Source organism: Bacillus sp. NMCC46 (assembly GCF_002998465.1).
Taxonomy (GTDB): Bacteria; Bacillota; Bacilli; order Bacillales; family Bacillaceae; genus Bacillus.
Window position 1 is genome coordinate 472,756 of record NZ_PVQZ01000003.1, and the last position, 13,210, is coordinate 485,965.

The 13,210-nt window shown below is 40.9% G+C and carries 13 protein-coding genes, 1 rRNA gene and 1 riboswitch; of the genes, 8 read left to right on the forward strand and 6 right to left on the reverse strand.

The features are described from left to right. The first annotated feature begins 130 nt into the window (after nt 1-130). A complete protein-coding gene (locus tag C6Y01_RS12035; RefSeq protein WP_034659714.1) occupies nt 131-1,243 on the forward strand; it encodes a Rap family tetratricopeptide repeat protein in 1,113 nt (370 codons plus the stop codon). After that, nucleotides 1,233-1,403, forward strand: a complete 171-nt coding sequence (locus tag C6Y01_RS12040; RefSeq protein WP_095285867.1) for a RapH phosphatase inhibitor — start codon at nt 1,233-1,235, stop codon at nt 1,401-1,403. Before C6Y01_RS12035 ends, C6Y01_RS12040 begins: the two co-directional genes overlap by 11 nt. Nucleotides 1,404-1,690: 287 nt before the next feature. On the opposite strand, the gene gbsR is transcribed toward C6Y01_RS12040, so the two are convergent. Then, on the reverse strand, nt 1,691-2,248 hold the full coding sequence (gene gbsR / locus C6Y01_RS12045) for a transcriptional regulator GbsR (protein ID WP_095285868.1): 558 nt from the start codon (nt 2,246-2,248) through the stop codon (nt 1,691-1,693). Between the two features lie 206 nt (nt 2,249-2,454). Here gbsR and betB point away from each other — a divergent pair, with 206 nt between their 5' ends. Both betB and gbsB read left to right on the forward strand, forming a co-directional pair. After that, the gene (betB, locus tag C6Y01_RS12050) at nt 2,455-3,924 is read left to right on the forward strand and encodes a betaine-aldehyde dehydrogenase (protein WP_095285869.1); all 1,470 of its coding nucleotides are present in this window, start codon (nt 2,455-2,457) and stop codon (nt 3,922-3,924) included. A 27-nt stretch (nt 3,925-3,951) separates the two neighbouring features. Further along, a complete protein-coding gene (gbsB, locus tag C6Y01_RS12055; protein ID WP_095285870.1) occupies nt 3,952-5,160 on the forward strand; it encodes a choline dehydrogenase in 1,209 nt (402 codons plus the stop codon). Nucleotides 5,161-5,200: 40 nt separating this feature from the next. Here gbsB and C6Y01_RS12060 read toward each other — a convergent pair whose 3' ends face one another. Beyond that, a complete protein-coding gene (locus C6Y01_RS12060; RefSeq protein ID WP_034660675.1) occupies nt 5,201-5,680 on the reverse strand; it encodes a DinB family protein in 480 nt (159 codons plus the stop codon). A 204-nt stretch (nt 5,681-5,884) separates the two neighbouring features. On the opposite strand from C6Y01_RS12060, the gene C6Y01_RS12065 reads away from it, so the two are divergent. Then, nucleotides 5,885-6,415 carry an NfeD family membrane protein gene (locus C6Y01_RS12065; RefSeq protein WP_060597128.1) on the forward strand — a complete coding sequence of 177 codons (531 nt, stop codon included), beginning with the start codon at nt 5,885-5,887 and terminating at the stop codon, nt 6,413-6,415. 11 nt (nt 6,416-6,426) lie between these two features. Continuing rightward, the gene (gene floT / locus C6Y01_RS12070) at nt 6,427-7,974 is read left to right on the forward strand and encodes a flotillin lipid rafts scaffold protein FloT (protein ID WP_034659707.1); all 1,548 of its coding nucleotides are present in this window, start codon (nt 6,427-6,429) and stop codon (nt 7,972-7,974) included. Between the two features lie 45 nt (nt 7,975-8,019). Here the strand turns inward: floT and ftsW are convergent, their stop codons facing one another. Genes ftsW through C6Y01_RS12085 form a run of 3 tightly spaced genes read right to left on the reverse strand, consistent with a single transcriptional unit; the run spans nt 8,020 to nt 10,948 of the window. Next, entirely contained in the window at nt 8,020-9,138 is a 1,119-nt protein-coding gene (gene ftsW / locus C6Y01_RS12075; protein WP_106038247.1) for a putative lipid II flippase FtsW, read from the reverse strand. A gap of 5 nt (nt 9,139-9,143) precedes the next feature. After that, the gene (gene rodA, locus C6Y01_RS12080) at nt 9,144-10,298 is read right to left on the reverse strand and encodes a rod shape-determining protein RodA (protein WP_034659705.1); all 1,155 of its coding nucleotides are present in this window, start codon (nt 10,296-10,298) and stop codon (nt 9,144-9,146) included. A 14-nt stretch (nt 10,299-10,312) separates the two neighbouring features. Further along, entirely contained in the window at nt 10,313-10,948 is a 636-nt protein-coding gene (locus C6Y01_RS12085) for a helix-turn-helix domain-containing protein (protein WP_095285874.1), read from the reverse strand. Nucleotides 10,949-11,119: 171 nt separating this feature from the next. Here C6Y01_RS12085 and C6Y01_RS12090 point away from each other — a divergent pair, with 171 nt between their 5' ends. Then, nucleotides 11,120-11,674, forward strand: a complete 555-nt coding sequence (locus C6Y01_RS12090) for a GNAT family N-acetyltransferase (protein WP_095285875.1) — start codon at nt 11,120-11,122, stop codon at nt 11,672-11,674. 240 nt (nt 11,675-11,914) lie between these two features. Here the strand turns inward: C6Y01_RS12090 and thiT are convergent, their stop codons facing one another. Beyond that, entirely contained in the window at nt 11,915-12,490 is a 576-nt protein-coding gene (thiT, locus tag C6Y01_RS12100) for an energy-coupled thiamine transporter ThiT (RefSeq protein ID WP_034659700.1), read from the reverse strand. 98 nt (nt 12,491-12,588) lie between these two features. After that, nucleotides 12,589-12,690, reverse strand: a riboswitch (TPP riboswitch). Between the two features lie 390 nt (nt 12,691-13,080). Between thiT and C6Y01_RS12105 the strand changes: the two genes are divergently transcribed. Then, nucleotides 13,081-13,210 (forward strand): 16S ribosomal RNA (locus C6Y01_RS12105); the annotation flags it as partial.

Sequence of the window (13,210 nt, forward strand, 5' to 3'; positions counted from 1 at the left end):
TTAGTCATATGGGGCTCCTTTGCAGGAGCTCTTTTTTTGTTCTATTTGCGGTATCTTTTCGGTGCTTTGTAAATTCCTGTATGTAATAATATATGTAATATAAGGTGAATTTGTGGAAGAGGAGTAAGGGATGGAGAAAGTTCTTTCTTCACATGTTGGTGTGAAAATAAATGAATGGTATAAAATGATCCGGCAATTCAGCGTTCCAGATGCAGAGATTTTGAAAGCAGAAGTTGAATGGGAAATAGATAGAATGGAAGAGGATCAGGATCTTCTAATCTATTATCAATTGATGTGCTTTCGCCATCAACTTATGCTTGATTATATAAAGCCTTCATTTGATCAATCGGTTTCCGCCCTAGTCGATAAAATTGAGAATTCTAACCATCAACTTTCTGGAATGCTACAATACTATAATGCCTTTTTTAGAGGTATGTATGAGTTCAGTAAGAAAGAATATGTACAGGCCATTCAATATTATAAGATTGCTGAGAGGCAGCTGGCACTTGTTGTAGATGAAATTGAACAAGCAGAATTTCATTTTAAAGTTGCAGAAGCATACTACATCATGAAACAGACCCACGTTTCTATGCACCATATTATAAAAGCCCTAGAAATTTATGATCGTTATGATCTTTATAAGGTGAGGAAAATTCAAAGTCTATTTGTGATCGCAGGAAATTATGATGATTTTAAACGATATGAGAAGTCGCTCCCCCACTTACATAAAGCACTAGAACTTGCTGAAGAAATTGATGATCAAAGATTAATCGCTAAAACTTATTTGAATCTTGGAAATACGTATGACAGGCAACAGGATTATAGTAAGGCTGCTTCCTTCTATAAAAAAGGGCTAGATAAGATGAGTGAAAACAATGAAGATATAAAACCAAGATTATTTTTTAGTTTAAGTTGGACCTTGTTTAAAAGTGATAAAACAAGAGAAGCGCTTGAAAATATCGCTAAAGGAATAAAAAGTGCAACAGCCGAAAACAATCTGTTTTATAAAACATTGCTCAATTCATTAAAGACGATTTATATCGATGAAGGTTTTGAAAATGTCCGAAAAATGTTTAAAGGGTTAGAGGAAAAGAAGTTGTATCCTTATATTGAAGAGTTTGCTTTAAGCCTTGCAAATCTCTATGAGAAAAGGAATGATTCGGAGAGGGTAGCAGATTATTATAGAACCGCCATAGAAGCTCAAACCGAAATCCAAAAAGGAGAGTGTTTATATGAATATTAAAATGAAGATATTGATTAGCGCCGCTTTATTGGTAGGTGCTGCTTGTCTGGGTTCTCTTAATTACTCACAAGAATCAACTGATCGAAATACCACTGTATTTCCTCAAAAAACTGATCGAAACACAACGATGATCGATCCAAATTCAACATTTAAAAACTAATAGACAAAATTAAAACAGACCATGCAGGGTCTGTTTTTTTATGGGGACAGATTGGGGACCAACCCTTTCAGTTTTGTTCAGAAATGAAAATTTTTATTCAGAAAGGCTCATCATAGAACCTTATTATATCAGTCTATTTCAGAGAACGTCTGTTTGCTTCGGGTGATGTCGTTCACCCTGCCAGCGTAGCGCTCTCCCAGCTGAGCTAATGCCCCGAAGTATGACGACATAATTTATTGTAATCAATTCTCCTGTAAAATTCAAGCTGTAAAACGCAAACATATCGCCTATTTATCTTTCTGATCAATCGGAATATAGTCGAAGATCTCCCCTGATTGTACAGAGTCCGCTAAGCGTCTCAGCCAGTCATAATAGGCTTTCGAGCTTTCAAGCTGTTCAAGAAGCTGCTGCGCTTCCTCTCTTACATGTTCCTCCAGTTGTTCATCACGCGCCACCTCTTGAAGCCGCTCTTGCGCTTCTTCAATCGCCGCTAAATTGACCTCGACCTCCCGTTCCCATTTTTGCGGAAAGAAGTTCGTGAAAAACTTAAAAAAGTCTTTTTCAGCAACAAAGCTGTGTTTTCTTCGACCTCGGTGAAACGTCTTTTTGACAATATTCATGTCTTGCAGTTTTTTCACACCCGTACTCATACTTGGCTTGCTCATTTGCAGCTCTTCACGCATTTCATCAAGCGTCATTTCCTCATTTAAATACATGGTCCCATAGAGAATACCTGCACTTCGTGTAATGCCATAGAGATCCATCGTTTCAGCTATGGAATCAATGACTAGATCTTTAGCAGCTAAAATACGATCTTCTGCTTGTGGCTGTTCCTGCTTTTTCATCTTGTCCCTGCTTTCTATTAAGAGAATTCAATACGTTCAAAAAAATCTTTATGGACTATATGTTAACGAAAGAATACAAAATGTCAAAATAAATGAAGCCTATCTCCCTTTGACAGAAAAATTTGAACATGATAAGTTAATTATGTTCAAAACGTTAAATTTTTATTTAACAAACTTACCAAAGAGAATCAGAGGAGGTTCCTTCTATGAGTCAAACACTATTTATAGATGGACAATGGGTTGGCGCCAAAAGTGGCGACACACGGGATATCATCAATCCATTTAATCAAGAAGTGATCGAGACAGTCAGCGAAGGATCAAGAAATGATGCGCAGCTAGCCATCAAAGCAGCGAGAAAAGCCTTCGATCAAGGGGACTGGGCAAATCAGCCTGGACTTGAAAGAGGAAATATGGTGTTTAAGATTGCTGAGTTGATTAGACGTGATCTTGATGAACTAGCCAAATTGGAATCGCTTGATACTGGTAAAACATTAGAGGAAAGCAAAGCAGATATGGACGATATAGCGAACGTGTTCCAATATTACGCAGGTCTGGCTGACAAAGATGGCGGGGAAATCATTGCGTCACCAATCCCGAACTCAAAAAGTGAATTAGTCAGAGAGCCAGTCGGTGTATGCGGGCAAATCACTCCTTGGAACTATCCATTGCTTCAAGCAAGCTGGAAAATCGCTCCTGCTCTTGCAGCGGGGAACACAATCGTTTTAAAACCAAGTGAAATTACACCACTCACCACGATCAAAATATTCAAACTCATGGAAGAAGCAGGCATTCCAGCAGGAGTTGCAAACCTAGTCCTTGGACCAGGGGCAACGGTTGGCGATGAGCTTGCTGTGAATGAACATGTAGATTTGATTTCATTTACAGGCGGTATTGAAACAGGCAAGAAAATCATGCAGGGAGCCAGTGGGAATGTGAAGAAAATCGCCCTTGAGCTCGGCGGGAAAAATCCAAATATTGTGTTTCAAGATGCTGATTTAGACGTAGCGGTTGACCAGGCAATGAATGCTGTGTTTTTCCATGCAGGGCAAGTATGTTCAGCAGGTTCACGTTTGCTAGTGGAAGAATCCATTCATGATGAATTTTTAGAAGAATTGGTGAAGCGTACGAAAAAAATCAAGCTAGGCAACGGCTTTGATGAAGAAACCAAAAGCGGGCCGCTCATCTCAGCTGAGCATCGAGAAAAAGTAGAGAAATACGTCAGCATTGGGTTAGATGAAGGCGCAAGATTAGAAACAGGCGGAAAAAGACCTGACACAGAGGAGCTTTCAAATGGGTTCTTCTACTTGCCAACGATTTTCTCAGGCTGTACGTCAGAGATGCGGATTGTCCAAGAAGAAGTCTTTGGCCCAGTATTGACAGTCGAATCCTTCCGAACAGAGGAAGAAGTGATCGAGCTGGCAAATGATACGATTTATGGATTAGCAGGAGCTGTGTGGTCTTCTGATATTGGAAAAGCCGAAAGAGTGGCTCGTCAATTAAGATTAGGCACAGTTTGGATCAATGATTTCCATCCTTATTTCGCTCAAGCACCTTGGGGTGGATATAAGCAGTCAGGTCTTGGACGTGAATTAGGGCGTACCGGACTTGAGGAATATACGGAACTGAAGCATGTATATCGAAATACGAGACCTGAAGCGGTTCATTGGTTTAAATAAATATCACACATTTGGAGGAGATTCTATATGACATTAAATATGAAAATTGAAAGCATGCAGAAATTCCACACATTTGAAATCCCGACTGTCATCAAACATGGCATCGGTGCAGTGAAACATGTTGGGGAAGAAGTGAAAGCATACGGTGTCTCGAAGGTATTGCTTGTAACAGACCCTGGTATTTATCAAGCGGGCGTAGTAGACCCAGTGGTTGCTTCATTAAAAGAAGCACAAATCGATGTGATCCTATTTGATAAAGTAGAGCCAAACCCGCCAGTTCGTTTAGTGAATGAAGGATCTGCGTTATATGAAAAAGAAGGCTGTAATGGATTAGTCGCTGTAGGCGGCGGAAGCTCAATGGATACAGCGAAGGCAATCGGAGTAGAGGTGACTCATAAAGGCTCAGTCCTTGATTACGAAGCGGCAGAGGGAAAAAAACCGCTTGAAAACAGAATCCCACCTTTAACCACCATTCCGACCACGGCTGGTACAGGTTCAGAAGTTACGCAGTGGGCAGTAATTACGGATGAAGAAAGAGAATTTAAATTCAACACAGGTGGACCACTCATTGCAGCTCACCTCACAGTGATTGACCCAGAGCTTCATGTATCCATGCCTCCTCATGTGACAGCAATGACTGGAATTGATGCGCTTGCTCACGCTATCGAATGCTATACGATGAAATTTGCTCAGCCTATTACAGATGCGGTAGCGCTCATGGCCATTGAATATGCTGCTCATTATATCCGCCGTGCTTTTGCTGATGGTGCGGACCTAGAAGCGAGATATGGAATGGCACAAGCTGCAATGCTTGCCGGGCTTTCTTATGGAAGCGAGTCAGCTGGAGCTGCGCATGCGATGAGTCAAACACTCGGAGGCATTATTCCTGTAGCGCATGGCCAGTGTGTAGCAGCAATGATGGGACCGGTGATGGAGTATAACTGGAAAGGATATCCGGAAAAATTCGCTCGTATTGCGCAAGCGTTCGGCATTGATACAAGCAGAATGTCTACAGAGGAAGCAGCAAAAGCTGCTGTGAACTGGATGTATGATTTAGTGGAAGATCTAGAAGTTCCTTCATTAGAAGAACAAGGTGTATCAAAAGATATGATTGACCGTTTATCTAAAGAAGCAATGAAAGATCCGCAAACAATTGGAAACCCAAGAGATCTAAATGAAAAAGCGTACAACTGGATTTATGCTCGCTGTTTTGATCTAACACCGAAAACAGTGTAACAATGAAAAAAGGCTCCCAAAAGGGAGTCTTCTTTATGTCTTATAGCTGTTCTTTAATTTCTTTGATTTGATGAATATGACGTTTTTCGTGTGCGCCGATAAAATCAAGATATTGCTTAAGGGATAACTCTTCAAACACAGGGTGCGCAATGACACGTTTGAAATCTTCCTCAGTAAACGTTGATAAAATTTGATTGAGCTGTTCACGTGCTGTATCGAGCTCATCCTTTAAATGTGTAGGTGTCACATGCTTGCGTTCAGGCTCAACAATACTAGGCGCAGTGGCTTTTCTAGAACGGTCCTCTGCCATTTCCACCGGCTTTGGCTCATATTCCTTGATCGGTGCTTTTTTTCCCTCAGCAGCTAGATGTTTTGCTGCCATGAGGTCCATCTTCTTTAAGTGATCTGCCACCTCTTGAATACTCCAAGTATCATCAGATAATTTTTGATTCAATTGTTCTTCGTTCAAACCTTGCAGCTTTTGCCACAATTCTTGTCTTGCCTCATGTAATAAACTCATTTTCATCACCTCAAGATCAAATTTTAACATAGTGGTACATGACAATCATTCTTGAGCTATCGGGGAATTCCTGTGAAGAATTGTGAGGAAATTTGAAACCTTTACAAAAGTGGTTCGTATTACCTGTTAGAAGGAATACATTGGAGGTGAGCATGGTCTAAATGAAACAAAGGCTGTTCATTTCATGAAGAAAGGGTGAGGAAGATGGATGTGTTCGGGCTGCCGCTTGAGACGCTGTATTTATACATATTGATGATATCAGGAATCCTGACACTAGTTTTCGTCTTTTTCGGCGATGTATTTGATGGATTGTTTGAAGCGATTCCTGTTTCATTCCTTCAACCAACATTGATCCTCGCATTTCTTACCTTTTTCTCGGCTGGAGGGTTTATCTCTGAAAAAACAGCAATTGTAGGGAGTGGACTTGGCGCAGTATTATCTGCCATCCTCGCAGTGGTCCTTGTGACCTGTTTGAATGTATTTGTCTTAGTCCCGCTTTCCTCTGCTGAAGAATCTCTTTCATATACAGAGGCCGACTTAAAAGGAAGAACTGGGGAGATCATTGTATCTGTTCCAAAAGACGGGTTTGGAGAAGTGCTGTTAATTAGTAATAGCGGGAAAATCTCAAAGCCTGCCGTCAGTTTCGACGAAGAGGAGATTCCATATGGAACCCGGGTGCTGGTCGTCGAAGTGAACAAAGGCGTCTTATCAGTTATACCAAATGAAGAAATCTAGGAGGGAATGCTATGCCAGGAACAACCATTTTGATTATCATTGGAATTGTGCTTGTGATTCTTATTGCACTTATTGGTGTATTTGTTTCGAAATACCGGACAGCAGGTCCAGATGAAGCGTTAATTGTCACAGGAAGTTACCTAGGAAGTAAAAATGTCCACGTGGATGAAGGTGGAAACAAGATTAAGATTGTAAGAGGCGGAGGTACCTTTGTGCTACCTGTTTTTCAACAAGCAGAGCCGCTCAGCTTACTATCTAGCAAGCTAGATGTTTCAACGCCTGAAGTCTATACCGAACAAGGTGTACCGGTCATGGCGGACGGAACGGCCATCATTAAAATTGGCGGATCGATTGAAGAAATTGCTACTGCAGCAGAGCAATTTTTAGGTAAAACAAAAGAAGACCGCGAAAACGAAGCGAGAGAAGTACTAGAAGGACACCTTCGCTCCATCTTAGGATCAATGACAGTCGAAGAGATTTATAAAAACAGAGAAAAATTTTCTCAAGAAGTACAGCGTGTCGCTTCTCAAGATTTAGCGAAAATGGGCCTCGTCATTGTGTCGTTCACGATCAAAGATGTCCGTGATAAAAATGGCTATTTAGAATCACTAGGTAAACCTAGAATTGCCCAAGTGAAACGCGATGCAGATATTGCAACAGCTGAAGCAGATAAAGAAACACGTATCAAACGTGCCGAAGCAGATAAAGATGCGAAGAAATCTGAGCTTGAGCGTGCTACTGAAATCGCTGAAGCAGAAAAGATCAATGAGCTGAAAAGAGCAGAATTCAGACGTGAACAGGATACAGCGAAAGCAAGTGCCGACCAAGCGTACGATCTTGAAACAGCTCGTAACCGTCAGCACGTAACTGAACAAGAAATGCAAGTGAAAATCATTGAACGTCAGAAGCAAATTGAATTAGAAGAAAAAGAGATCCAGCGTCGTGAGCGTCAATACGATTCTGAAGTGAAAAAGAAAGCAGATGCGGATCGTTATGCTGTTGAGCAGTCAGCTGCGGCGGAAAAAGCGAAACGCCTCGCTGAAGCAGATGCCAAGAAATACAGCATTGAAGCAATGGCAAAGGCAGAAGCTGAGAAAGTCCGAATTGACGGGCTTGCCAAAGCGGAAGCTGATCGTGCGAAAGGGGAAACCGAAGCAGAAGTCATTAGACTGAAAGGACTTGCGGAAGCCGAAGCCAAAGAGAAAATCGCTGAAGCATTCGAACAGTATGGTCAGGCAGCGATCCTTGATATGATTGTGAAAATGCTTCCTGAATATGCGAAGCAAGTATCTGCACCACTTTCTAACATTGATAAAATTACTGTTGTGGATACGGGAGGTAACGGCGAAGGCAGCGGTGCCAATAAAGTCACTGGCTATGCTACAAACCTCATGTCCAGTCTGCAAGAAAGCCTGAAAGCATCCTCTGGAATTGATGTCAAAGAAATTATTGAGAACTTTTCCGGTAAAGGCAATGTGAAGCAAAGCATTCAGGAACTAACGAATGAAATCAAACAGCCAAGAAAAAAAGAGATCGCTGATCATCAAATAGAAGAATAAAATGAATAGACACCTTCCATCAGAAGGTGTCTATTTGGCATGCGCCTAATATGGATTCCTCTTTACATATGAAGAAAGATTCACGAGAATACCAGCAGATATCATCATGAACACTAGGGAGGAGCCGCCATAGCTAATAAAGGGAAGCGGAATGCCTGTGATCGGAAGAAGGCCAAAGACAGCGCCTAAATTAAAGACTGCTTGGAGCATAATTTGAAACGTGAGCCCGATCGTTAACAGCTTTCCAAAAGGGTCGTGTAAAGCCTGCACAATTCGCATAGCGCGATACATGATGAGTAGATATGCACCAATCACAAACAAAATCCCCATGATTCCCAGCTCTTCACTGATGATGGCCATGATAAAATCCGTATGGGCTTCAGGAAGAAAGCCTAGCTTTTGAATGCTCCCGCCTAAGCCATTCCCTGTCAGCCCGCCTGAATCCATCGCGAGATACGAATGAATCAGCTGATATCCATCTCCATCTTCATACTGAAAAGGATCACGAAAAGAAGTCAGCCTCTTCAAACGGTAAGGAGCTGTCACTGCAAAAAAAGTGATACCTGCTGCCGCAGTCGATCCTAGCAAAATGAGATGGTGCGTTTTCAGCCCAGCGCATAATAAAATGATGCCGCAGCTTAATAAAATAGACACAGCTGTGCCTAAATCAGGCTGCTTTAAGATCAACAAAAAAACAAGACCTAAAAGAATGAGTGGCGGCAGTACGCCTTTTTTAAAAGATGTAATGTACGCCTGTTTTTTCGCGTACACATAGGCAAAATAGATAACCATCACTAGTTTCACAGCTTCAGAAGGTTGGAGCATGAGAGAGCCCAACTGAACCCAGCGCTGGGAATTGTTTTTGACAACACCGATTCCAGGAAGCAGGACTAGGATCAGGCATAACAATGACAGCATAACAAGCCACCGAATCCATTTACGATAAATCTGATAAGGGAACAGAGCGGCAATGAAGAAAAAGAATCCCCCAATCAGGAGCCATTGCCATTGTTTGATGAAGAAATAGCTGCCCTTTTCATACTTCACTTCTCCTAAAGGATAACTCGCACTGTAAACCATCAGTAAACCAAATAAACAGAGGAACACAATCGTTCCAACAAGAATGCGGTCGACTCTTTTGAGATGAGATAGAAGAAATGTCATCATCTTCAATTCCAATTGCGCCCAAACATATAGGATGATGACCTAAGATTGACGCTAAACACGAGGCCAATGGCGATCATGTTGGTCAAAAGCGCACTGCCTCCATAGCTGATAAAAGGAAGCGCGAGTCCCGTCACAGGCATTAAACCGACTGTCATCCCTACGTTTTGGAAAACTTGAAACACGATCAGCCCAACGACTCCCGCACATATGTACAATCCATAAAGCGTATTAGCATGCATAGCCACATGAATGATTCGGTAAATCATCATTAAGTACAAACACATCAAAAGGGAGGCGCCGATAAAACCAAACTCCTCACCAATGACGGCAAATATAAAATCCGTATGCGCTTCAGGGATATTACCTCCTTGTACTTGATGCCCCTGTGTAAAACCGCTTCCTGATAATTGACCTGATCCAATGCCGAGCATCGATTGTTTCAGCTGATACCCGTATGTTGAATCAAATTCATCAGGAGAGAGCCAGCCATAAATGCGATCAAGCTGATGAGGCTTAATGATTTTTGTAAAATGCTCAAAGTGTTCATTGTGCAAGTAGACCAAAAATGCAAGAAGTGCAAGAAAAGTAGCCATTAATGCGGCCATCATCTTGCTAGAAATCCCTGACACAAGCATCAGTGTAAAGGCGATGGATAATATCACGAGCGCTGTCCCTAAATCAGGCTGAATTAAGATGAGGAAAAAAGGGACAACGGTCCAGAAAACGACTTTACTTGTAGGAATGATGCTTTCTTTAAACGAAAATCGCTGATGCTTGTATTGGTTCAAGACAGCCGCAAGCAGCAGGATCACAAAAATTTTCATGAACTCTGATGGCTGAACTTTGATTGAACCGAAGCTGATCCACCTTTGGGATCCGTTTTGACTCGTTCCGAAAAAATGCACAAGAATAATGAGGAAAATACCACCTGCAAATAACCGAAAAGATAAACGCTCAAGCAGTTCATAATCAAAGTATGCAGCAGCTGCCATGAGGCCGAAACCGACGATATACCAGAAAATTTGTCTTTTGACGAAATAAAACATATCTTGCGTTTCATACTGTCCCGATCCGCTATATACAGCTATCAGGCTGATGACAAATAAACAAATCACAGTGAGTAAAAGTGCGAAGTCAATGCTGTACTGTTTTTTCATAGCTTCTTGTCCTGCTACCTATTTGTCAGCTGGTCTATGACAATTTTCACAGCCGCAGCATCATCAATATAACCGATCGGAAAAATATAATCTGGTATTAAGTCAACAGGCATAATGAAATAAAGGAGTGCGCCCCCCATCAGCATTAATTCTCGAGAAGTACCCCGTCCGGTCATAAATAAGCTGTACATGTTTTTCAAATGTTGAAGGAACGGCCCGACGCCGCTTAGCGTCTCCTTCTTTTTCTCAAAATTTGCCGAGATCGTTTCTTTTCCCTCGTTTGTTTGGCTATAGGCTTCGTATTCGTTTAACTTTTGTTTCAATTTGGTCTGACTAAATGTACCGTCGTAGACGTCCTGATCTTTCAGTATTTTTTCGATCTCTTCTGCCGCTTGAATGAACGTATCACCGTGCACCTTTTCGCTTTTGACTGGAAACCCTGCAGCAGTCAATAGTTGATCTAATGATATGTTCAGAGAATCTGAAAGCCGCTGCAGATGATTCAAAGTTGGTTTTCTTTTTCCATTCATGATTCGAGACAGTGTCGCTTTATCAATTCCTGTGTATGTGCTGAGATCTCTTAAAGATAGAGAACGTTGTTGCAATTTTTCCTTTAAGAGCGGCCCAAGCTCAGTTGTCTTAAAATCCATCTTTTACGCCATCCTTTGTATGATGTATCAACTCTTCTATAGAAGAAGTCGTACCCAATATAAAGGTGTGTTGACAAAATGTCAACGTATATCCTTTATTGATTGAATTTTAGGAAATAGGAATTTATCATAATGAAGATAGGGTGAAAACAGTGAGAAGGAGTGGCGCGGATGAAGGTGAGGCATGCTGTACAACAAGATATACCTAAAATCGCCGAGATACATGTGAAAAGCTGGCAGACGACTTATCAAGGCATTATTAATCAGGATTATTTGAATGGTTTAAATATAGAAGATCGAGAAGAGAGCTGGAGAAGAAGGTCGCTTGAAGGTACGTTTGTCGCAGAAGATGAAGAAGGGGTATTTGGTTTTGCTTCTTTTGGAAAACAGCGTGATGAGCGCTATTCAACATATGATGGAGAACTTTACGCGATCTATTTATTGGAAGAGAAACAGAAATCAGGAGCAGGTATCGCTTTAATTGCAGAAGGAGTGAGTTATTTAATAGAGAAAGGGTATCAGAATATAATGCTGTGGGTATTTGAACAAAATTCGGCAAAGCATTTTTATCAAAAGCTTCAACCTCATTTTGTCGTTACCAGCCAGTTCGAGCTGGCTGGCGAGAAGTATAATGAAATAGGGTATGGGTGGGAGCTGCCTGTATTAAATGACCATCTACACCGAATTAAATCGTCAGCTTCCAATAATAATGAGAGAAAAAAGTGAAAAGCACAGCTAGCAGCATATAAGAGATAAGAGGAGAAGCTTCTACTTTTCCTTTTATTCCTGCTATCTTTAAAGCTTCATAGAAACCTGCCAAAAAATAAGCAAGACTGAGAATATAACAGCACAGCATAATGGAGTAAGGGTTCATTGGCGTACCTCCAGCATGAAATCTTCTACTATTAATAGATTCCATAGAGCGGCAATTTATGCATAAAAAAATAACCAGCTGAAATCAGCCGGTTATTTTTTGTGAGGAAAAACCAAACGAGATGCACTTGGTATGAGTATGCAAAGAACGATACTGCAAATAATAAATGAAGGAACCATATATGTGCTGTTATAAATTAAAGAGTAAACCCAACCTGGAGTTCCTTTTGGTGCATAATGAGAAAAGAAAACAACACCAGAGATAAAGAACGTCAACAGTCTAAAGAAACTTGCAACAAATACGGATAAGGTAATATAGAAGAATTGCTGCTTTCGCTTTTGATCCTGAATGGCTTTTTTGATCAACCCAGAAAATAGACCGCTTAGGGAAATGACAACAGATGCGACGAAATAATCGAGAAATCCTTGAACAGGTGTAGCGATAATAGGGCCATTCATCAGCTGAAGGCCTGCAATAAGCACACCAATGATAAACCCGGTTGATATTCCCCATCTAATAGACATAAGAATGACGGGTATCATAATCAGCGCAAGAGATCCGCCATTTGGCATTCTTAAAAAGAGACCTGATAAGTAATCTAATACAAGTGCAAGTGAAGTCATAATTGCGATTTCCATCAGTCGTACCAATTGATTTGATTGCTGCATAAAAAAATCTCCTTTTTCATGAATTGAGCAAGGAGAGACCGTGTAAGGATGAGTATGTTATTCATAGAAAAACATATCGAGTTGAATACACCACATGTATTCAATTGAATCCACATTCCTACTTCAGTATTAACTGACAGGTTCAAAGGGTCAGAACAACGAGTGTTCACTCTCAGCACAAAGCTCCCCCTGCGGTTATTTAGTTTTCTTCTATTATAAATATACTAAAGACCTTCAGGATCAACAATAGAGAATTCCTGTGACAATCAATTTTTGTATGATTATATAGGAAGAGATAAGGAAAAATAAATTATTTAGAAAAAATACTTGTTTCCTCTCTCGAAAGGTGTTATATTTGTATTCGCCGCTAAAACAGCGCGGTTATTAAATAACATAAAGAAAAAAGTTGTTGACTTTATCTTGATAGAATGTTATATTAATAAAGTCGCCTCTGAGAGACGATAAAGATGATCTTTGAAAACTAAACAAGACAAAACGTACCTGTTAATTCGAGTTTTTATAAAAAAATCCTATGAAACATCATAGGTAGTCAGTCAAACTGGCGAAAAACAAAACTTCGGTTTTGTACTTTTTCGGAGAGTTTGATCCTGGCTCAGGACGAACGCTGGCGGCGTGCCTAATACATGCAAGTCGAGCGGACAGAAGGGAGCTTGCTCCCGGATGTTAGCGGCGGACGGGTGAGTAACACGTGGGTAACCT

Coding starts and splice junctions, on each gene's coding strand:
- C6Y01_RS12065 (WP_060597128.1), top strand. CDS start 5,885: ATGGATGTGTTCGGGCTGCCGCTTGAGACGCTGTATTTATACATATTG.
- floT (WP_034659707.1), top strand. CDS start 6,427: ATGCCAGGAACAACCATTTTGATTATCATTGGAATTGTGCTTGTGATT.
- ftsW (WP_106038247.1), bottom strand. CDS start 9,138: ATGACATTTCTTCTATCTCATCTCAAAAGAGTCGACCGCATTCTTGTT.
- gbsR (WP_095285868.1), bottom strand. CDS start 2,248: ATGAAAAAGCAGGAACAGCCACAAGCAGAAGATCGTATTTTAGCTGCT.
- gbsB (WP_095285870.1), top strand. CDS start 3,952: ATGACATTAAATATGAAAATTGAAAGCATGCAGAAATTCCACACATTT.
- C6Y01_RS12090 (WP_095285875.1), top strand. CDS start 11,120: ATGAAGGTGAGGCATGCTGTACAACAAGATATACCTAAAATCGCCGAG.
- C6Y01_RS12040 (WP_095285867.1), top strand. CDS start 1,233: ATGAATATTAAAATGAAGATATTGATTAGCGCCGCTTTATTGGTAGGT.
- C6Y01_RS12035 (WP_034659714.1), top strand. CDS start 131: ATGGAGAAAGTTCTTTCTTCACATGTTGGTGTGAAAATAAATGAATGG.
- C6Y01_RS12060 (WP_034660675.1), bottom strand. CDS start 5,680: ATGAGTTTATTACATGAGGCAAGACAAGAATTGTGGCAAAAGCTGCAA.
- thiT (WP_034659700.1), bottom strand. CDS start 12,490: ATGCAGCAATCAAATCAATTGGTACGACTGATGGAAATCGCAATTATG.
- betB (WP_095285869.1), top strand. CDS start 2,455: ATGAGTCAAACACTATTTATAGATGGACAATGGGTTGGCGCCAAAAGT.
- rodA (WP_034659705.1), bottom strand. CDS start 10,298: ATGAAAAAACAGTACAGCATTGACTTCGCACTTTTACTCACTGTGATT.
- C6Y01_RS12085 (WP_095285874.1), bottom strand. CDS start 10,948: ATGGATTTTAAGACAACTGAGCTTGGGCCGCTCTTAAAGGAAAAATTG.